The 18,486-nt window shown below is 57.9% G+C and carries 21 protein-coding genes; 4 read left to right on the forward strand and 17 right to left on the reverse strand.

Features of this window, described 5'->3' with window-relative positions:
- Window positions 1-2 precede the first annotated feature (2 nt).
- Genes RBH10_RS24730 through RBH10_RS24750 form a run of 5 tightly spaced genes read right to left on the reverse strand, consistent with a single transcriptional unit; the run spans window position 3 to window position 5,144 of the window.
- The gene (locus tag RBH10_RS24730) at window positions 3-884 is read right to left on the reverse strand and encodes an ATP-binding cassette domain-containing protein (RefSeq protein ID WP_281039513.1); all 882 of its coding nucleotides are present in this window, start codon (window positions 882-884) and stop codon (window positions 3-5) included.
- Window positions 881-1,741, reverse strand: coding sequence for an ABC transporter ATP-binding protein (locus tag RBH10_RS24735; protein WP_281039514.1), 861 nt, complete (start codon window positions 1,739-1,741; stop codon window positions 881-883). The genes RBH10_RS24730 and RBH10_RS24735 overlap by 4 nt, the downstream gene beginning before the upstream one ends.
- Entirely contained in the window at window positions 1,738-2,574 is an 837-nt protein-coding gene (locus tag RBH10_RS24740) for an ABC transporter permease (RefSeq protein ID WP_281039515.1), read from the reverse strand. Before RBH10_RS24740 ends, RBH10_RS24735 begins: the two co-directional genes overlap by 4 nt.
- Complete coding sequence (locus RBH10_RS24745) at window positions 2,571-3,530, reverse strand: ABC transporter permease (RefSeq protein WP_281039516.1); 960 nt, start codon at window positions 3,528-3,530, stop codon at window positions 2,571-2,573. Before RBH10_RS24745 ends, RBH10_RS24740 begins: the two co-directional genes overlap by 4 nt.
- Window positions 3,531-3,560: 30 nt before the next feature.
- On the reverse strand, window positions 3,561-5,144 hold the full coding sequence (locus RBH10_RS24750; protein ID WP_281039517.1) for an ABC transporter substrate-binding protein: 1,584 nt from the start codon (window positions 5,142-5,144) through the stop codon (window positions 3,561-3,563).
- Window positions 5,145-5,370: 226 nt separating this feature from the next.
- Between RBH10_RS24750 and RBH10_RS24755 the strand changes: the two genes are divergently transcribed.
- The 4 genes from RBH10_RS24755 (at window position 5,371) to RBH10_RS24770 (ending at window position 8,100) form a co-directional block, all read left to right on the forward strand.
- The gene (locus tag RBH10_RS24755) at window positions 5,371-6,258 is read left to right on the forward strand and encodes a LysR substrate-binding domain-containing protein (RefSeq protein ID WP_281039518.1); all 888 of its coding nucleotides are present in this window, start codon (window positions 5,371-5,373) and stop codon (window positions 6,256-6,258) included.
- A gap of 697 nt (window positions 6,259-6,955) precedes the next feature.
- Window positions 6,956-7,165, forward strand: a complete 210-nt coding sequence (locus RBH10_RS24760; RefSeq protein WP_281039519.1) for a hypothetical protein — start codon at window positions 6,956-6,958, stop codon at window positions 7,163-7,165.
- Window positions 7,166-7,184: 19 nt separating this feature from the next.
- Window positions 7,185-7,382, forward strand: a complete 198-nt coding sequence (locus RBH10_RS24765; RefSeq protein ID WP_281039520.1) for a hypothetical protein — start codon at window positions 7,185-7,187, stop codon at window positions 7,380-7,382.
- Window positions 7,375-8,100 carry a recombinase family protein gene (locus tag RBH10_RS24770; protein ID WP_281039521.1) on the forward strand — a complete coding sequence of 242 codons (726 nt, stop codon included), beginning with the start codon at window positions 7,375-7,377 and terminating at the stop codon, window positions 8,098-8,100. Before RBH10_RS24765 ends, RBH10_RS24770 begins: the two co-directional genes overlap by 8 nt.
- 186 nt (window positions 8,101-8,286) lie before the next feature.
- Here the strand turns inward: RBH10_RS24770 and RBH10_RS24775 are convergent, their stop codons facing one another.
- The 12 genes from RBH10_RS24775 to RBH10_RS24830 all read right to left on the reverse strand — a co-directional run bounded on the left by RBH10_RS24775 (window position 8,287) and on the right by RBH10_RS24830 (window position 18,409).
- Window positions 8,287-9,006: an ABC transporter ATP-binding protein gene (locus RBH10_RS24775; protein WP_281039522.1), complete on the reverse strand. Its 720-nt coding sequence runs from the start codon at window positions 9,004-9,006 to the stop codon at window positions 8,287-8,289.
- The gene (locus tag RBH10_RS24780) at window positions 9,003-9,362 is read right to left on the reverse strand and encodes an AAA family ATPase (protein ID WP_306181014.1); all 360 of its coding nucleotides are present in this window, start codon (window positions 9,360-9,362) and stop codon (window positions 9,003-9,005) included. The genes RBH10_RS24775 and RBH10_RS24780 overlap by 4 nt, the downstream gene beginning before the upstream one ends.
- On the reverse strand, window positions 9,359-9,748 hold the full coding sequence (locus tag RBH10_RS24785) for an ATP-binding cassette domain-containing protein (RefSeq protein ID WP_306181015.1): 390 nt from the start codon (window positions 9,746-9,748) through the stop codon (window positions 9,359-9,361). Before RBH10_RS24785 ends, RBH10_RS24780 begins: the two co-directional genes overlap by 4 nt.
- The gene (locus RBH10_RS24790) at window positions 9,738-10,628 is read right to left on the reverse strand and encodes a branched-chain amino acid ABC transporter permease (RefSeq protein ID WP_281039524.1); all 891 of its coding nucleotides are present in this window, start codon (window positions 10,626-10,628) and stop codon (window positions 9,738-9,740) included. Before RBH10_RS24790 ends, RBH10_RS24785 begins: the two co-directional genes overlap by 11 nt.
- Entirely contained in the window at window positions 10,621-11,514 is an 894-nt protein-coding gene (locus tag RBH10_RS24795) for a branched-chain amino acid ABC transporter permease (protein ID WP_281039525.1), read from the reverse strand. Before RBH10_RS24795 ends, RBH10_RS24790 begins: the two co-directional genes overlap by 8 nt.
- A 65-nt stretch (window positions 11,515-11,579) precedes the next feature.
- Complete coding sequence (locus RBH10_RS24800) at window positions 11,580-12,683, reverse strand: ABC transporter substrate-binding protein (protein WP_281039526.1); 1,104 nt, start codon at window positions 12,681-12,683, stop codon at window positions 11,580-11,582.
- A gap of 308 nt (window positions 12,684-12,991) precedes the next feature.
- Window positions 12,992-13,726: an alpha/beta fold hydrolase gene (locus RBH10_RS24805; protein ID WP_281039527.1), complete on the reverse strand. Its 735-nt coding sequence runs from the start codon at window positions 13,724-13,726 to the stop codon at window positions 12,992-12,994.
- Window positions 13,727-13,744: 18 nt separating this feature from the next.
- On the reverse strand, window positions 13,745-15,403 hold the full coding sequence (locus RBH10_RS24810; RefSeq protein ID WP_281039528.1) for an electron transfer flavoprotein-ubiquinone oxidoreductase: 1,659 nt from the start codon (window positions 15,401-15,403) through the stop codon (window positions 13,745-13,747).
- Window positions 15,404-15,590: 187 nt separating this feature from the next.
- On the reverse strand, window positions 15,591-16,628 hold the full coding sequence (locus tag RBH10_RS24815) for a biotin-dependent carboxyltransferase family protein (protein ID WP_281039529.1): 1,038 nt from the start codon (window positions 16,626-16,628) through the stop codon (window positions 15,591-15,593).
- A complete protein-coding gene (locus RBH10_RS24820; protein WP_281039590.1) occupies window positions 16,625-17,329 on the reverse strand; it encodes an allophanate hydrolase subunit 1 in 705 nt (234 codons plus the stop codon). The genes RBH10_RS24815 and RBH10_RS24820 overlap by 4 nt, the downstream gene beginning before the upstream one ends.
- A 10-nt stretch (window positions 17,330-17,339) precedes the next feature.
- On the reverse strand, window positions 17,340-17,630 hold the full coding sequence (locus RBH10_RS24825) for a DUF1330 domain-containing protein (RefSeq protein WP_281039530.1): 291 nt from the start codon (window positions 17,628-17,630) through the stop codon (window positions 17,340-17,342).
- Entirely contained in the window at window positions 17,630-18,409 is a 780-nt protein-coding gene (locus RBH10_RS24830; protein ID WP_281039531.1) for a LamB/YcsF family protein, read from the reverse strand. Before RBH10_RS24830 ends, RBH10_RS24825 begins: the two co-directional genes overlap by 1 nt.
- Between the last annotated feature and the right edge of the window lie 77 nt (window positions 18,410-18,486).

Consider the following 18,486-nt stretch of genomic DNA (forward strand, 5'->3'; position numbering starts at 1 on the left):
GATTAACTTTGAAAACTGAGACGGGCTTCCGGTGCCTTGGTCCGACCGTCATGGGAGGCGATATCGTCTAACGACCGCCTGTCCTTAAGTTTCACGTCGGAGCGCACGTCCAAGACGGCATCGACCAGGGCGGCGGTGTAGAGATGGCGCGGGGTCTCAAAGACTTCCCTGCTCGTTCCTTCTTCGACAAGCGTACCGCGGTACATAATGCCCACCCGGTCGCAGAAATGCCGCACGACGTTCAGGTCATGGGAGATGAAGAGATAGGTCAGATCTCTTTCCCTCTGCAGATTTGACAGGAGATTGAGGATCTGCGCCTGAACCGAAACGTCGAGAGCTGAAACCGGCTCGTCCAGTACAACGATCCTGGGTTCGAGGATCAGAGCACGCGCGATACCGACGCGCTGGCATTGCCCGCCACTCAGTTGGTGAGGGTAGCGCGTGCCGTAGTCCGCGCCGAGTGCCACCTGGTCAAGAATATCGCGTGCCGCCTGTATCCGGGATGAAGCAGTCCCGATACCATGAAAGCGAAGGCAATCCGCCAACGTGTCGCCTATCGTCAGGCGCGGATTGAGCGACGCGTAGGGATCCTGAAAGACGATCTGGATCGTTCGGCGAAAGTCACGCAACGCTCTTGGCGGCAGATCATGGATCGGCGTGCCGTCGATCAAAACCTCGCCGCTGGTTTTCTCGACAAGGCGCATGATGAGCCTCGCCGTCGTTGACTTACCTGACCCGCTCTCACCGACGAGCCCAAAACTCTCTCCCCTGCGGATAGACAAGCTCACATCGTCGACGGCCCGAAAGCCGCGATCGCCCCTTTTTCCACCACCAAAAACCTTGGAAACATGGCGGACGTCGATAATTGGCTGTTTATCGATCACTGATTCATCTCACAATATTGATCGCCATCGAGCTCGGCGAGTTGACCTCGCGGCGCCGTGCGTAAGTCGGAGGCTGCATGTATCAAAGCTCGGGTGTAAGGATGCTGTGGCGCGCGCAAAACCTGGTCGACAGTTCCGTACTCGACCATTTGCCCTCGCCTCATGACGAGCACCCGATCCGCCATTGCGGAAATGACGCCGAGATCATGGGTGATCAACAGCAGGGCCCTCCCTTGTTGTCGAGTAAGAGTATCCAGCAGCTTGAGAACCTGCAGTTGCACGGTGACGTCCAGAGCAGTGGTCGGCTCGTCGGCAATGATCAGGTCCGGTTCACAAGCAACGGCTGCCGCGATGAGAACACGCTGCCGCATTCCGCCACTCATCTCATGGGGAAATTGCATGGCCCTGCGTCCGGGCTCAGAAATGCCACATAGGGCAAGGAGCTCCACGCTGCGTTTGTAGGCTGCTTTCCTTCCCATTCCTTTGTGAAGGCGTAGCCCTTCGGCGATCTGCTCACCGGTAGGTAGGCTGGGGTTCAGGGACGTCATGGGGTCCTGGAAGACCATGCCGATGCGTGATCCCCGAACCTGCTTTGACAATTGCCGCTCGCTTAGCGAGTTGATGGCCTTGCCCCGAAGGAAAATCCCATCGGACCGAACGATACCTGGCGGATCCACCAGTCCCATGATGGCACGGCTCATGACGCTTTTCCCGGAACCTGACTCCCCCACGACGCCAAGCACCTCGCCGGCAAAGATCTCAAACGACAGGTCTTTGACAGCGGTCACGGTCCGTTGGTTGTTGCGAAACTCGACGGTAAGCTGATTTACAGACAGCAATATTGGTGTCTCTGTCATCGGCCTGCTCCGCGCGGATCGAGCAAACGACGCAGCCCGTCGCCAACCATGCTGAACGCCACAGCGATCATCACGATAGCAAAGCCGGGGAAAAGCGTGACATGAGGTGCGCGTCGCAGAACCGTGCGGCCTTCCGCAACCATCGAGCCCCAATCGGCTTGCGGCGGCTGTATGCCGAGGCCCAGGAAATTCAGCCCCGCGCCCAGCACGATCATCATGCCGACGATTGCTGTCGTATAGGAGAGCACCGTTGGCAGCATGTTCGGCATTGCATAGCGCACCAGCAAAGGCAGTGTGCGGGCACCACTTGCTCTTGCCGCCTCGATGTAGGGCTGGCGGATGATGACGCCAGCGGTCGTTCGACACAGCTTGGTGAGATAGGGGATTTCGGCGATAAAGATTGCGATCATGATTGTCACCAAGCCGGGAGACAGGATGCCGGAGACGATGATGGCGACCAGGACAATCGGGAAGGCGAAGAGCACATCGAGACACCGCATCAGGATTTCATCGGTGATGCCCCCTATGTTGGCGCTCACAAGCCCAATGACGATCGCAACGACCATGGCGGCAAACGTGGGAACGATGCCGGTTATCAGTGAAAAACGTGCGCCCCAGATCAGTCGCGAAAGGATGTCGCGCCCGTCTCCGTCGGTGCCAAGAAGCGCTCCGTCCCATGCGGGCGGCAGGTTGCGTGCGCCGATCGAGACGTTCGGGTCATGAAGATAGAGAACGGGGGCCGTTAGCGCGCAAAACATCACTAGGACAATGATGAGGAGGCAGGCAGCAGCGACGTAGTCGGTCCGCAAGAAATGTATGAAGTGCCGGGTCATGCCGTTTTCCCGCTTCTCAGTCTGGGGTCTATGATCATGTTGACAACGTCGGCGAGCAGATTGATCAAGACGAAACCAAGCGCAATCAGCAGAACTGCCGCCTGCACGACCGGCAGATCGCGTCCGGTGATCGAGGTGTAGAGCTGCTGGCCGATGCCGGGCCAAGCGAACACCACCTCTACGAAGACAACGCCACCTATCAGGTAGCCGGCCTCGGTACCGCAGACCGTGACGATCGGCGGCAATGCGTTTCGTAGCGCGTGGCCAAATATAAGCTGGCTGCGAGGCACCCCACGAGCACGTGCGACCAGGATGAAGGGTTGCGAAAGCACTTCCAGCATGCTGGAACGCACGACTCGGGCGACAATCGCTGCCGTGGGCACGCCGGCCGCAACCATCGGCAGGGCAACATGCCGGAAAAAATCCAAAAGTGGGGCATCGGTTCGAGCGCTCCACATGCCGGTTGCGGGAAACCAACGCAGGGTCAGTGAAAAGTACCAGACCAACACGAGTGACAGCCAGAAAGTCGGTGTCGTGCCGAATACCATCGTGGTCGTCCCAAGGACGCGATCGTAGATGGAGTTTTCCCGGACGGCGGCAAGGATTCCTGCCGTGACACCAAGAATATAGGCGAAGGACGCTGCCGTAAGCGCGAGAAGCGCCGTGTTGAGGAATTTGGAAAGAACAATGTCGGCGACGGGCCGGCGCGCGACGAGCGATGTGCCGAGATCACCGCTCGCCAGCGCGCCCAGCCAGGTGACGTATTGAACCGACAAAGGCCGGTTCAGACCAAGACTTTCCCTCAGTGCCTCGCGCGCCTCGTCCGTCGCCATAGGCCCCAGCAAAGCGGTCGTGGCGTCTCCCGGCGCCAGATGGATCATGCAAAAAACAAGAAACGTAACACCGAACAGCACGACTGGCACAGCGAGCAGACGGCGGGAAACATACTGCAGCATCGTAATTCTCTCGAACAGGTAAGGCAGCGGTTATTTAAGATCGACGATAGATAGGTCGTACCAATTTGCAGCCGGGTTGATAAACCCGACCACATCGGGCGTCATGGCGACCGGGTTGAAATCCGCGTAGATAGGCACATGGGGGGCATCGCGCTCCATAATTATCCTTGTCGCCTGCTGGTATAGTTTGGCGGCCTCGCCCTCATCGCGCGTTGCAACAGCCAGAGCAAACAACCTGTCTGCTTCGGGATTGCAGTACCAGCCGACATTCCATCCATTCGGCGGCTGCATTCCGCAGCTATAGGTCATCGCCGTCCATTGTGGCGTCATCTGGCCCCAGGTCTGCGTGTTGGCGTCCACGCCGGCAGGCATGCCGCCGTTCCATTTGTTCAGATAGGCCAGCCACTCGATGCGGTTGAGCGAGACCTCAATTCCGATGGCGCGTAGATCACGCTGCACCCATTTCTCGACGAGCTCACCATCGCCGACTTGCGGAATGTCGACGTTGAGCTTGATGTCACCGTCCGTGTACCCGGCTTCGGCCAGAAGCGCCTTCGCCTTCGCAGGGTCGTAGTCGTACGGGGCGTATTCCGAATCGAACGCGGCATTGCCCGGATTGATCATGCTGTAGGCCGGCGCGCCGTGTCCACCCAGAATTTCTTCGACGATGCCGACGCGATTGATCGCATGATTGACCGCAAGCCGCACCCTCGGATCGGCGAAGGTAGGAGACTTCATGTTCAGGCTCGCATAGGTGAAATTGGGCGCATTCCTGTTTTCGGCAATGACGAAGCCTTCTTCCTCAAGATAGGGAAGCTCGTCCCAGTTCGGCTTGCGGATCAACTGGACTTCTCCCGATCGGAGCGCGTTTACCCGCGTGCTCGGATCTTCAAGCACACGAAACACGACCTCATCCAGCTTGGCGGTAGCACCCCAATAGCTCGCATTTTTCTTGATATCGATGCTGATGCCATTTTCGCGCGAGATGAATACGAAGGGACCTGTTCCCACCGGATGCAGCGGAAGCCCCTCGTCGCCATATTCCTGGATGGCTTTCGGACTGATGAAGTACATCTGGGGGCAGTCTTCCATGCCCATTCTCAGGAACTGGTAGTTTGGCTCGCGCAGCCTGATTGTGATCGTGCTGGAGTCGACGACGTCAACACTTTCAATAGATTTTGTATAACCGATTTGGCCGAAGAATGCGGCTGCATTTTCGCTGTACTGGGGTGCCGTGGCGTCCAGGAAACGGTCGAAGTTGAATTTGACCGCAGCGGCGTCGAAGTTGGTACCATCATGAAAGGTCACGCCCTGTCGCAAGTGAAATGTGTATAACTTGCCGTCTTCGGAAATTTCCCAGCGTTCCGCCAATTGGCCTTTAATCTGAGCCGGAGCTGCCGGGTTTGTCAGGTCCACTTCGACCAAGCCCTCGAATATCTGGTAGTTGACCAACTTGGCGAGGTAACCGCATGCGACATGGGGATCGAGTACACCAACATCGGATTCAAGCCCGATATTGAAGGTACCGCCCGCGCGACTGGCAGGTACGTCAACAGCGAGAAATGCCGTGGCAGCAAACAGTGCGATTTTGCTTAGCTCTCGAATGTAAGACATGCTTCCCCCCATAAATCCATGACACTTCGGGACCGTGTAAGTATCCGGAACGCGCACCATATCCACCTGCGGTACTATGGCGGGCCTCACTCCTGTTCCCGCCGCAAGGCGCGTTGACGACACTCATCTGAGGGTAGTCAGCTTGCGCTATGTTGCTAATATCACCAGTGGCAGTGACAAAGGCAAACGTTGCTTTCTAACGATTGATGTTAGATAAACTAACATCATGAGTCGTTTACCCCCTCTCAATTGGCTGCGCGCCTTCGAAGCGGCAGGCCGCCTTTCCAGCTTCTCGAAAGCCGCCGACGAACTATGCGTCACTCACTCTGCTGTAAGCCAGCAGATAAAAAAGCTCGAAGATTGGTGTGGTGTCGGGTTGTTCCACCGCGACGGATCGGGCGTTCAGGTAACCAATCGTGGAGGAGCGCTGTTTCGAGAGCTCACCAGGGATTTGGAGCGGATAGCCGATATATTTGATACGCTGAGAATGAGGGCGACGCCGAACCAGTTGCGTATTGCGGTCATTCCGTCCGTCGCCACGCGTTTGCTCATTCCCAAAATCGCGGATTTCAAGGAGGCCAATCCGCAGATTTCCTTGAGCATCTCTTATGCGGTTGCGCGGGATGGGATCGATCTGTCCGACCTCGACATTCTGATTACATACTTGGATGGCCCATATGAAGGGCCTTATTCGGCGACAAAACTCCTGGCAGGTGAGGTGCGCCCGGTTTGTGCGCCAAGCTATCTTAGATGCGCACCGAGAACCGGAGATGACATGGATTTCAGCTTGGCAACATTGCTGCACGACGAAGACCGCAATGCTTGGTCCAGATGGCTTCAGAAATGCGGCATCACACCCAAAAGCTTGAACTCCAGTACCGTCTTTGCCGATTTCAATCTTTTGAGCATCGCCGCCATTGCCGGACATGGTGTTGCTCTGTGCCCTACATCGCTGATCTCCGCCGAGCTCGAGAGGGGTGACTTGGTACAGTTGTCGGATGTTCCCGAAAACTGCGACCGGAATTACCTTTTATTTCAACATCGGCGGAAGACCGACGAGGCTGACCGTTTTTGTTCATGGATCAGTGGCGTGTTGCCAGACTCCCAGATGTAAGGGTGAACTTGGTGTTGGTTTCCGCGCAGAACTGAGCCGGTTAGGCGGCTCAGTTCTGCGCGGAAACCAACAAACTTGGGAAGAAATTACCCGGCAGGTCTGTCTCCGATGCGTGGCTCAAAAGGCATCATACGCCTCCTGATCCACCTGCCCCATGAGGCCACGCGCATGCGGCAGGTGGAACAGCTCATCTTGAGCAGCGGGAACCGTTCGCTGCGTTGCGGCCCGCCATCTATTTTCGGAAAAAGAAACCGAACGATCAAGGCCCACCTCGAGGACATCGCCCTGCAGAAGCGCGCCGAACGACGGGGCGAAATCGTGAAGCGGACAACCGCTGCTTCAGGCGTGTGTAGCGCCTCCTGGCCGCTATAGGCCGTTCAGGTCGATGATACCAACCGAACGTTTACTTGAATTCTGTGGCAACGCCCTGGAGGTGGCTCGGTTTGTCTGAACAGTTTCGGGCGCTTTGCTAAGTGGATTTCCGCCTCGATTATGCCGCCACCATCATTGGCGTCAGCGCGTTGAAGTAGCGCCCGATCCGGCGTCTTCCGGTCAAGGGATGAATGTGGGCGTCGATTGTTGTACAACAGGGCGACGAAACACCCACGGGACCGAGGTTCGGGAGCTTTTATATCCGTGGCACCCCTGGTCTGGGCAGCTTGTCCATATCCATGGACTGGTGGACAAGGGGTCTGCCATGTTCCGCTACAGCCTTTCGGGTTCGACGTCATGCCGGTTGCTCGAAGTTTCGGTATGGATGTTTGACCGAACACTGAGTGCGCGGTGGTTGGCCTTGCCAATTGCGTATGCCGATTTTGCTTGCCTGCTTGCTTTGGCAAAGTTGCTGGAAGAGGCAGGCACTCCGTCACAAGGCGCGGATATGAGCGCAGCATTGATCTCTCACTAAACGAGTCGGGGAGATGTCCATGCCACGCCAGTTTACGACATATCAGCTCGATCTGTTCTCAAGCATACACAGCGGGAAGACACCAGTGATGCCGCAATGGCAGACGTTGCCGGAAGGAACACAACAGACGTTGACGGCACTCATCGTGCGGCGGCTCGTCGACCCCGCCAACGGCGAGAGCGCCCCCCAGTCGAAGGAGGCCGGTCATGATGCATGAGAAGATCAGCGCCCACCATCTTGAGCGCAAGGCCATTCTGTACGTCCGACAATCATCGGCTCATCAGGTTCTGCACAACCGCGAAAGTAGCGCCCTTCAATACGCCATGCGTGACCGCCTGACGGCACTTGGCTGGTCGCAGATCGAAACAGTTGATGAAGATCCTGGCCGTTCGGCAGCCGGAGGCGTAACCCGCGCCGCTTTCGACCGGATGGTTGCCGAGGTCTGCCTTGGAAAGGTTGGGGCGGTTGCAGCACGAGAGGTATCGCGCTTTGCCCGCAACATCCGGGATTGGCAACAGCTCATTGAGATGTGCCGCGTCGTCAACACTGTTCTGATCGACCAGGAAGCGGTCTATGCGCCGCGCCAGGGTAATGACTGCCTGCTTTTGGGGTTGAAGGGCAGCCTCAACGAGTATGAGCTGGATTTCTTGCGCCAACGTTCTCTTTCCGCCCGCTATGAGAAGGCGCGCCGCGGTGAGCTTGTCGTTACTGTCCCGATTGGATTCTTGAAAGACGGTGACAGGATCGAGAAGGATCCCGACCGGCGCATTCAGGAGGCCATTGTCCTCGTCTTCAACAAGGTTGCCGAACTCGGCAGTGCGCGGCAGGCGCTGCTATGGTTCCTTGAGCAGGGCCTGGACCTGCCGGTCAGGCGCGCCAATGGCGAGGTCACCTGGCGCAGGCCCAATTACGATCGTTCAGCAAGCAACAAATAGCCTGTTTCTGGAGGCGCAACGGGCTGTTTGGCGATCACATCACACCCACCCAGTACCTGTTTTCCAGAAACATTCTTTCACTCACTCACGCAGCTTCACTGTCGAAACTGCACTCTTTAGGTCGCTACGCAAAGAACCAATAGTGAGGAAACCATTTGATCAACCGATGATGTTTGGCGCTTAGATTCAATCGACGTGCCCACCGAGATACAGCGAACGCATGGCGGGATTAATTAACAATTCTTGAGCTGGGGCATGGATGGCAACACTCCCCAACGAAAGAACATAGGCACGATCGGCAACCCCCAACGCCTCGAAAGCGTTTTGCTCAACCATTACGATGCACATGTTCTGTTCGTCGCGGATGCGGAGAATTGCGTCGAAGACGTCGTGCAGCATCAATGGCGAGAGACCGGCGGAGGGTTCATCCAGGAGCAGAATCTCCGGACCTGCAATAAGCGCACGGGCAAGCGACAACAGTTGTCGCTCCCCGCCGGAGAGGGCTGAAGCTTTCCTTTTCTGTTTCGATGCTAGGGCCGGGTAGCTCGCCATCAACTGATCGTAACGTGTCGCGGCCACTGCCCGATCAAGCGATCGAGCGCCCAACATTATATTTTCCGCCACTGTAAGATTTCCAAAGACGTTTTCCGTCTGTGGAACGTAGCCGACGCGGTGATGCCGAACCTTTTGATGAATCGGTACCGAACTCACGTCATCGTCGTGCATCCTCACGCAGCCGGCGCGCGGCTTCAAGTAGCCCGCGATGGTCTTGAGAAGGGTCGATTTTCCGCAACCGTTCGGCCCCAGGATCGTGACAAGTTCGCGGGACCGTGCGCTTAACGATATGCCGTTCAATATGTCCGCGCCATCACCGTAACCGGCACGCAGATCGCTCACATCAATCATTGTGCTGCTTTCCTCTCAACTGCCTTCCCGAGATAAGCCTCAACGACACGGGGGATGCTCTCCAGCTCATCGGGCTTGCAGTCGGCAATAATCTCGCCACGGTCCAGGACGACGCAGCGCGTGCAGAGCTCGCGGATGAATACCATATCATGCTCAACTACTAGGCAGGCACCACCTCGACTGACGTACCCGCGAAGAATGTCCACTAGACGTCTGCGCAAAGAGACATGAACCCCTGCCGTGGGTTCATCCAGGCAAAGCAGTTTTGGATTGGACTGGAGGGCCGTCGCAACCGACAAGAGTTTCTTCTGACCGCCTGAAAGGGAGCTGGCAGGTAAGTCCCCGACATGGGTCAACTCGAAGGTCTTGAGAGCGGAATCGACCTCGGCTCCGATCGGATCGGCGCGAGCATGTTTGAAGCTTGGCTCTGACCGGCTCTTACAACCTCACGAACAGTCATTCGATGAGGCATGGAAGGCAGTTGAAAGGTACGGATCAGGCCGCTTCTTGTGATCTCCTGAACCCGCGCTTGGGTAATGTCGTTGCCCTGAAACAGAACCTGGCCGCCGTCCCCACTCATGAAGCCCGAGATGATGTTGAGTGCCGTGCTCTTGCCGGAGCCGTTCGGCCCAAGCAAACCGACGATCTCACCCTCATTCACATCGAACCGGACGTCCTGCAAGACCTGATAAGCTCCAAAAGACTTAGCCAATTTAGCAACACGTAGCAATTCAGCGCCCATGATAGCCTCCGATTCTCTCAGGAAAGATGCCTTGCGGTCGCAGCAGCAGAAACAGCAGGATCCCGCCACCGGTCACGAACAGCCGGGCCGCCGCGACAAAGTCCGAAGGGAGGGCGAGGTAGTCTTTCACGAATGGGATGAACGCCATTGCGAACTGCATGAGAAAGGCCCCGGCAATCACGCCTCGATTGTTCGCGATGCCTCCAAGCATGATCATAGACCAAATAAGAAATGTCTCTGGTGCCACCAGTTGCTCCGGCCCCACGAAAGTCAGATAATAAGCGTAGAGCACACCCGCCAAAGCGGCGATCGCAGACGATATCACCATCATACGCGCCCGAATTTTATCAATGTCATAGCCGAGGGAGAGCGCGAGCTGCGGCTCTTCACGCATCAGCTTCAATGAGAGTCCGAAAGCCGAACGCGTAATACGGTCGCACAGCCACAAAGCCGCCAGCAACAGGGTAGAAAAAAGGGCAAGGCGCGCGACGCCATCCCAAGGCCGCAAAGAGGCGAAGAGAAGCGGCAAGCCGGAGACGCCCTGGGCACCACCTGTGACGGTTTCGAGATTGTTCGAGAAGATCCGCATGATTTCCGCGATAGAGAGAGTTGCGATCCCCCAGTAGTCGCTCGAGAGCTTTCGGCCGAGCCGCGCAAAAAACAAGCCCAGCAGCGTTGCGGCAACAGCAGCGAGCGGCAGTGTCGCAAGCGCACTCCAGCCAAAGCGGTGAACCAGTGCCGCAGCGTACATGCCGCAACCGAACATGGCAATCAGGCCGAAGTTCATCATTCCTGCGAAGCCAGCCTGGAGGTTCAGGCTGAGAGCCAAAATACTGTAAATGCATGCGATCGCAGCGACATGGATCAAAAAGTCAAACACGGGAGACCTCGCTGACAAAGAGGCCCTTCGGGCGGAACAGAAGGATTAGAACCAAAAGGGCAAAAGATGCGGCTGGAGCGTAGCTCGCCGGCAGAAAGACGAAACCGCCTCCAAACAATGGCCCGAAGTTGATATTTGTAACCAGTGTCTCCGCGATGGCTATCACAATTGAGCCGACAACAGCCCCGAAGGCGTTCCCGAGGCCACCGAGGATGGCAGCCGCGAACACGGGCAACAGCATGTTGGTGCCCATATCAATACTGACCGAGCCTCGCATAGCGAGCATGCAGCCTCCAAGAGACGCCAGTATGCCGGAGATGAGGACGACGATATTGGTAACCCGACTGTTGTCTACACCGGTGGCAGCAGCAAGCACCGCATTGTTCGACACCGCGCGCATCTCGCGACCCAGCGGCGTCCAGAACAAAAGCACGGCAAAAAACGCTAGCGCCGCGATGGTCGACAGGCCCGTAATTGCCTGCATTTCCGTTACTCGGATGCCCAACATTCGTATGGCCGGCGCCACAGGCACGGAAAATCTATTTGCCGCCGGCCCGAAAACCATGAGGAAACCAGCAGACAACATCATACTGAGTGCCAATGATCCGATGAGCGCAATGGCAGGGCCCATCCGCAGAAGCCGCTCGAAAATGAAGACGTTGAATGCCAAGGCTAAGAAACCGACGATTCCTGATGCGATGATAACGGCCACAAGTAGCGGAACGCCGAGCCCCTGCAGCAGCATGCCGGAAAATGCGCCCACAACTGCATATTGAACGAGAGCAACATTTGGAAACTTGATCAACGAGTAGACAGCACTGAGAGCGACAGCGATGAGCGCAAGATCAAGCGCGCGGAAAATAGTGTCGAAAAGAAAAGATAGCATCTCGAACCTTTAAGTTGGTGGGAGCGGCCGGCCCATCTGGCCGCCCCCGAGGAAGGTTGCGGGGGTTATTCGTAGCGAACCAGGTCGTCGCCTTCGACCTTCAGTTTCTGATAGGGTTGCCACAGCCGCTGGCCATCGCTATCCAGCTTGATTTCGCCGGTCACGCCGGTAAACCCTTCATTCCCGAGGGCCGCGATTGCAGCCAGGATCGCACCACGATCCTTACTGCCAGCCTTGTTTATGGCTGCTGCGGCAAAGAGCGCCGTGTCATGCGCATACCCGCTCCAGGCAGACGCGAATGGCTCGCCGTAGGCGGTTTCGTAGTCGGCTTTGTACGTGTTGTCGCCACCGGCGGTATAATCCACGTCCATTCCGATCAGGCCCTGCTTGAACTCTGCAGGCGTGTCTCTATTGTGCATTGTGACGAGCACCGAATACCAAGGCTTCTCGTCCTGCAGGCCCAGCTCGTGGGCTTCCTGCATCATGAGGCCGCCATCGGCACCATAAGCGGTAAACACATATGCATCTGGCTGCGAGCTTTCTGCCTGCTGCAACTCGCGGCGATAGGAAGTCTGGCCCGACGTATACATGATCGTCGTGGTGATCTCGCCGCCGATGCTTTTGAAATTCTTGCCGAACTCCTGCGCCACACCTTGACCGAAGGCATTGTTCATCGCGAGGACGGCGACCTTCTTCCAGCCATGTGCCAGCACGTCCTTTGCAGCAAATTCCGTCGACACATTGTCCAGGCCAACCATCGAGAACGACGTCGCGCCGATACCACGGACGAGGCCGGATGTGGATGCCGGATTGAGATGCGGGACACCCTCGGCAACGAGGAACTGTCCCAATGGTATTGTTATACCGGAAGAGTATTCGCCGATAACGATCGAGACCTTGTCGACGGAGACCAGTTTCCTTGCAGCGTCGATCGCCCGTTGCGACGTGTTGCCGGAATCTTCATAGATGATTTTCAGCGGCTCGCCGAGCACGCCGCCCTTTGCATTGATCTCCTTGACCGCAAGTTCGATACCGCGGCGCTGGTCTTCGCCGCCCCGGGCATTGACGCCGGATAGCGGCAGGACCGCTCCGACAAGAACCTCGGCCTTGACTGGAATGGAAACGGAAAGAAGCGCTGCGGCTGCAAGCGCAAGAGTCATGGATTTCATCTTGTTCCCCTGTTGATCTGTACGATTGATTGCGAGAAAAATCCGCACACACACGTTCGCCTTACCGCCGCAGGCATGCGGCAGGTTGGGCAAGCACTTCCCGACGAAGGTTGATGGAGAGCGTCGGACTGATTTTTTGGGAACTGCGCCGGCGGTTATTTCGCGCGTCGCTGGCCCCCCCTCTGGCTCACAGCTTATTCCGCTGATTACCTGAAGTTTTCCCGAAAGCACGACGCGGGGAAACTACAATCTGGCGATAAGAGCTATGCCTGAATTGTATCGTGCGGCCGAGATGGCTGACAAACTCGTTATTCCAGATGGGGCCGGCCGGCGATCGGAAGCACGCTGTCGTTAAGCCATGCTCGCAGGACAGAGGTTGTTTCCGTGGGCGACTCCAGAGGAGGAAGGTGCCCACAATTATCAAAGACGTGGAACCGCGCGTTGGCGATACCAGCATGGATTTTCCGGGCCTCGTCCAACGGCGTCAGTCGATCCTGAGCCCCGACACCAACGAGCGCGGGGCTCAGGATACGCGCGAGTATGGGCTGGGAATCGACACGGCCGAGGATGGCCGATTGCTGGCGGATGTAGGCGTCGCCTCCAACGCGTTGTGCCATTGCCCTCACCTCGGCTCCGACGGGACCGTCAACATGCCGGGGATGAACGAGTTGCGGGAGAAGCCGGGAGGTTACCCCTGAGAAACGTCCCGCGTTCAGGCTGGCAATTCCAGCGCGCCGCTCGGCGGCTTTTTGCGGCGTATCGGGCGAGGCGGATGTGTCGATCAGCGCCACACCGGCAATCCGCTCCGGCATCGTCCGTAGCAGTTCGAAGGCAACATAACCACCCATCGAAAGCGCAACGACGATAAATCTCTCGGGCATGAAGGATGCCACCCGGCGGGCCATTGCGGCAATACTGTCATCCTTCGTGATATCCGCGATGACGGGCATGACCAGATCGCGCAGATCCTGCATTTGCTGCGCCCAAAGCGCTTCGTCGCACAGGAGGCCCGGAATAAAGGCGGCGATTGGGCGTGATGACATATTGCCTCCTCAAGTGGCTCACATATTCGGATAAACCGGCCCTTCGCCGCCCTGTGGCGGCACCCAGTTGATGTTCTGGTTGGGGTCCTTGATGTCGCAGGTCTTGCAGTGGACACAGTTCTGGGCGTTGATGACGAAGACGTCCTCGCCGTCCTTCTCCACCCATTCGTAGACGCCGGCCGGACAGTAGCGGGTCGAGGGACCGGCATAGATGTCGTGCTCGGACGACTTCTGCAGCGCCATATCCTTGACCTTCAGATGCACCGGCTCGTTTTCCTCATGATTGGTGTTCGACAGGAACACCGAGGAGAGACGGTCGAAGGTGAGCACGCCGTCCGGACGCGGATAATCGATCTTCTTGTGTTTGGCGGCCGGCTCCAGCGACTGCGCATCGGTCTTGCCGTGTTTCAGCGTGCCGAAGACGGAGAGGCCGAACAGCGTGTTGGTCCACATGTCGAGACCGCCCAAGGCGACACCAATCGCCGTGCCGAACCGCGACCACAGCGGCTTGACGTTGCGCACCTTTTTCAGGTCCTGGCCGATGGCGCTGTCGCGCCAGCCGTTCTCGATTTCCACCGGTTCATCATTGGCGCGGCCGGCCGCAATCGCATCGGCGATCTTTTCGGCCGAGAGGATGCCTGACAGAACCGCATTGTGGCTGCCCTTGATGCGCGGCAGGTTGACGAAGCCGGCCGAACAGCCGATCAGCGCACCGCCGGGGAAGGACAGCTTCGGCACCGACTGCCAGCCGCCCTCGGTGATGGCACGGGCGCCATAGGTCAGCCGCTTGCCGCCTTCAAAGGTCCCGCGAATGCTCGGATGCGTCTTGAAGCGCTGGAATTCCTCGAACGGATAGAGGTAGGGGTTCTTGTAGTTGAGATGGACGACGAAGCCGACGGCGACCAGATTGTCTTCCAGATGATAGAGGAAGGAACCGCCACCGGTCTTCATGCCGAGCGGCCAGCCGAAGGAATGCTGGACGAGACCCTGCTTGTGGTTCTCCGGCTTGACCTGCCAGAGTTCCTTGATGCCGAGGCCGAATTTCTGCGGCTCGCGATCCTTCTGCAGGTCGAATTTGGCGATCAGCTGCTTGGCGAGCGAGCCGCGCACACCCTCGCCGATCAGCGTATACTTGCCGCGCAGCTCCATGCCGCGGGCAAAGTTGGGGCCCGGCTCGCCGTTCTTCTCGACGCCCATGTCGCCGGTGGCAACGCCGACGACGGCGCCCTCGTCATTGTAGAGCACTTCGGTGGCGGCAAAGCCCGGATAGATCTCGACGCCGAGCGCCTCGGCCTTTTCGGCAAGCCACCGACAGACGAGGCCGAGCGAGACGATATAGTTGCCGTGATTGCTCATCAGCGGCGGCATGGCGAAATTCGGCAGACGGATAGAACCGGCCGGACCAAGCAGCAGGAACTGGTCGTCCTTGACCTCGGTCCTGAAGGGATGCCCCTCCTCTTCACGCCAGCCCGGCAACAGCCGGTCGATGCCGATCGGATCGACCACCGCACCCGACAGGATATGCGCACCGACCTCGGCACCCTTTTCCAGAACAACCACCGAAAGCTCCGGATTGACCTGCTTCAGACGAATGGCGGCGGCCAAACCCGCAGGACCGGCGCCGACGATCACAACGTCGAAGTCCATGCTCTCGCGCTCGGGAAGCTCCATATCCATTTAATCGTTCCTTCGTTAGACTGCTTGCTGCAACTCTGTGGCGGCGCGGCCAGTAACACCCTTGCGGAATCGTTGCGCAGCATCTCACCAACCTTTTCCCTCATCGGGCGCAGGGCGACATCAACCAAAGCAGCAATTGTTCCCCAACAAGTACTTAGGTGACCCAACTAGCTGATTGGCTTCCGTTCTATATTGCAGCCTCAAGGGTCACCCGAGCTTGGGTTGGATCAACTACCCCATCAATGAGATTTTCGCTCATCAACCTTTGTTCCAGTGTGCCGCGCGGCGTTGAGATCGCCGAAAAATAACGTGCGCCGGTGGCGGCTCGCATTCGGATGTGCTCGATTGCCTGTTGTGGTGTAACCGCCTTAAATGCCACCAAGTCGCGCGGCCTCAGTTGCACAAAGGAGTCCAGGTCCGTATCGACGACCGTTGCAATTTTCGGGTAACCTCCTGTCGTCTGATGATCAGCGAGAAGAACTGTGGCAACCCCATCACCCGCGACCTGGACAGAACCCCGCACAATCGCTTCGGACGGCATGTCGAGTGGGGCACTCGGGGTCAACGCCGGCCCCTGCAAGCGAACCCCCATACGGTCGTAAGCGTCGGATAGACGAAACGGCGTGGAGAGAAAGTTCGAGATCGTTTCTTCAGAAAAGAATCTATCCTGCGGTCCAAGTACCACGTGCAATTCGGAACGGGGGCGTGCCGTGACTGGGCAGGGAATTGTGCCGAGTCGATCGGCTCGCACCTTCGCATCGTTCACAATGACGGTCTGCCCCGCTGTGAGGCGCCCGCCCCCAAATCCGGAAAGCGCATGAGTAGACGAACTTCCCAGCCAGGTCTTTGTTGCGAGATCGCCGGCAAAGGCAAGATAAGTCCAACTGCCCCAGTGCCCAGGCCGGATCGCCAACCGCTCTCCGGCGCACAAGGTGGCAATCGTCCAGGATCCAATTTTCCTGTCGGCATGGTCTATGATGAAACCTCCGCCTGCAACGGCAAAGGTCACCACACCGGAAACACAATCCAACACCAATCCCCCCATCGAGATTTCGATGGCCGGGTGGGTTGCTGGATTACCAAGGGAAATGTTTGCCGCAGCAAAAGAGGTGCGGTCCATGGGTCCGGAAGCGGGTACGCCAAAACGCATGTAGCCATGGCGCCCAGCGTCCTGGACGGCGACATGAGGGCCTGCGAAATTGACGGATAAAACAGCTTCGGTCATGAGCGACTTCTCACCTCGAATTCGGCACGCGAGATGCGACGGAATCGCACCCTGTCACCGACGTCGAAAAGGAACGGATGATCTTCGGATGAAGGATCAAGAATCTTCGTCGGCGAGCGGCCTATAATCCACCAACCGGTCGGCATGGTGAGTGTGGTGACAAGGCATTGCGGACCTGCGACAAGGACACTGCCTGCGGGAACGCCTCGAACCGCGGCTTGTTTGCGAGGAAGTTGGATCAGAGCCGGCACGCCGGCAAGATAGGCATATCCAGGCGCAAAGCCATACATGAACACACTGTAGTCACCAGCAAGATGGGCGTTGACGACCTCTTCGGCGGAAAGCCCGCTTGCCTCCGCGACGGATGCGAGATCGCTCGCGAAGTCCGAATCGTAGCAGACTTCGACTTCACGTAGAGAAACCGAGCCAACATGTGCAAGTTTATGAGCGATAAGATCCGATACGGCCGCCTCAACCCTTCGGTGGTCCGTGACAAGCGGTTCGAAGCAGACAAGCACGCTTGCATACGCGGGTACCGCTTCGGTAAAGCCGTCGAACGGAGTGGCTTTTAAAGCAGCGTCCAGCCTGAGAACCTGGCTATGAATCCGCTCATCGATCGCCTCGCCGAATTCGACGAGCAAGGCGTGCCCTGCGACCGGTCGGTATTGAGGGGTGATTTCGGAAACGGGAAAAGGGGCGATGGCATTCAAATCAGTCGGCACCTTCGATGAGAATGAAGTCCGCCTCGGCGGCACCCGCGCGTAAAACCCTGGCTTCGACATATTCTCGGCTGTCCCAGAATTCCTTGGCTTTGTCGAAGCTCTCGAACTCGAAAATTACTGTACGGGCTTTGGGGCTTCCTTCCTTGATCAGGGCAGATTCCGGCTTAACGATGATACGAGCCCCGTAGTGTCTAAGAAGGTCGCCCGCCGCCTTGGCATATCTGGAGGACGCCTCCGGGTTGGTGACGGTGACTTGCGCGATAAGAAAACCCTTGGCCATCACGGCTGCTCCTTGAGTGGATCCAGGAAGGCACGAATTTCGACGCCTGCCGCCTCCAGCTCCTGCCGGATGTCACGGGCCATTGCGAGAGCCCCGCTACTATCGCCGTGAACACATATTGAATGAGCTTTCAGCGGAATTGCGAGCCCATCGATTGTCGGCATCAGTCCGGTCGACAGGAACTCCACCAGCCGCTTCGCCGCCGTATCTGCGTCATGGATCATCGCCCCGTCCCGATTGCGCGGGACAAGCCGGCCGTTTGCAAGATAGCCACGGTCGGCAAAGATCTCGCTGAAGACTGTAAGTCCGGCCTCACAACCGGCATGCTCCAACTCGGTCCCGGAAATCGCGAGGATGGCTAGATCAAGTGAGATCGCCCGTGTCGCACGCACGATCGCATTGGCAATAGCTCGGTCGTCGGCGGCCCAGTTGCCGAGCGCGCCGTGTGGCTTCACATAGCGGATACGGGCACCGGCCAAAGCTGCCGCCCCCATGAGCGTGCCGATCTGCGTCGCCACTAGTTGTTCGACCTCCTTCGCCGTCAGCGGTATAAGGCGGCGGCCAAAACCTTCGCGGTCGGCGAAGCCAGGGTGCGCTCCGGCGACGACGCCGCGCTCATGCGAGAGCTCCAGCGTCTCTACCATAGTCGCGGCATCCCCCGCATGGCCGCCGCATGCGATGTTCGCGCTCGTAACCACGCCGAGAATAGCCTCGTCGTCGCCCATGCGCCAAGGGCCGAAGCCCTCGCCCAAGTCAGAATTGAGATCGATTGTCCGCATTTTTCTTGCTCAGCTCTTTCTAGCAGGTACGGGGCTTGAGCGTACCTCGAGCACGACGCCGGCCTTCTCGGCCGTAT

Origin of the sequence: Rhizobium sp. AN73 (assembly GCF_030757975.1) — a bacterium.
GTDB lineage: Bacteria > Pseudomonadota > Alphaproteobacteria > Rhizobiales > Rhizobiaceae > Agrobacterium > Agrobacterium arsenijevicii.

Excerpts from the sequence above, each read along its gene's own strand:
- RBH10_RS24775 (WP_281039522.1), bottom strand. The coding sequence starts at position 9,006 with ATGATTGATGTGAGCGATCTGCGTGCCGGTTACGGTGATGGCGCGGAC.
- RBH10_RS24810 (WP_281039528.1), bottom strand. The coding sequence starts at position 15,403 with ATGGATATGGAGCTTCCCGAGCGCGAGAGCATGGACTTCGACGTTGTG.
- RBH10_RS24785 (WP_306181015.1), bottom strand. The coding sequence starts at position 9,748 with ATGGGCGCTGAATTGCTACGTGTTGCTAAATTGGCTAAGTCTTTTGGA.
- RBH10_RS24765 (WP_281039520.1), top strand. The coding sequence starts at position 7,185 with ATGCCACGCCAGTTTACGACATATCAGCTCGATCTGTTCTCAAGCATA.
- RBH10_RS24770 (WP_281039521.1), top strand. The coding sequence starts at position 7,375 with ATGCATGAGAAGATCAGCGCCCACCATCTTGAGCGCAAGGCCATTCTG.
- RBH10_RS24825 (WP_281039530.1), bottom strand. The coding sequence starts at position 17,630 with ATGGCCAAGGGTTTTCTTATCGCGCAAGTCACCGTCACCAACCCGGAG.
- RBH10_RS24740 (WP_281039515.1), bottom strand. The coding sequence starts at position 2,574 with ATGACCCGGCACTTCATACATTTCTTGCGGACCGACTACGTCGCTGCT.
- RBH10_RS24760 (WP_281039519.1), top strand. The coding sequence starts at position 6,956 with ATGTTCCGCTACAGCCTTTCGGGTTCGACGTCATGCCGGTTGCTCGAA.
- RBH10_RS24755 (WP_281039518.1), top strand. The coding sequence starts at position 5,371 with ATGAGTCGTTTACCCCCTCTCAATTGGCTGCGCGCCTTCGAAGCGGCA.
- RBH10_RS24800 (WP_281039526.1), bottom strand. The coding sequence starts at position 12,683 with ATGAAATCCATGACTCTTGCGCTTGCAGCCGCAGCGCTTCTTTCCGTT.
- RBH10_RS24750 (WP_281039517.1), bottom strand. The coding sequence starts at position 5,144 with ATGTCTTACATTCGAGAGCTAAGCAAAATCGCACTGTTTGCTGCCACG.
- RBH10_RS24805 (WP_281039527.1), bottom strand. The coding sequence starts at position 13,726 with ATGTCATCACGCCCAATCGCCGCCTTTATTCCGGGCCTCCTGTGCGAC.
- RBH10_RS24815 (WP_281039529.1), bottom strand. The coding sequence starts at position 16,628 with ATGACCGAAGCTGTTTTATCCGTCAATTTCGCAGGCCCTCATGTCGCC.
- RBH10_RS24735 (WP_281039514.1), bottom strand. The coding sequence starts at position 1,741 with ATGACAGAGACACCAATATTGCTGTCTGTAAATCAGCTTACCGTCGAG.
- RBH10_RS24745 (WP_281039516.1), bottom strand. The coding sequence starts at position 3,530 with ATGCTGCAGTATGTTTCCCGCCGTCTGCTCGCTGTGCCAGTCGTGCTG.
- RBH10_RS24830 (WP_281039531.1), bottom strand. The coding sequence starts at position 18,409 with ATGCGGACAATCGATCTCAATTCTGACTTGGGCGAGGGCTTCGGCCCT.
- RBH10_RS24795 (WP_281039525.1), bottom strand. The coding sequence starts at position 11,514 with ATGCTATCTTTTCTTTTCGACACTATTTTCCGCGCGCTTGATCTTGCG.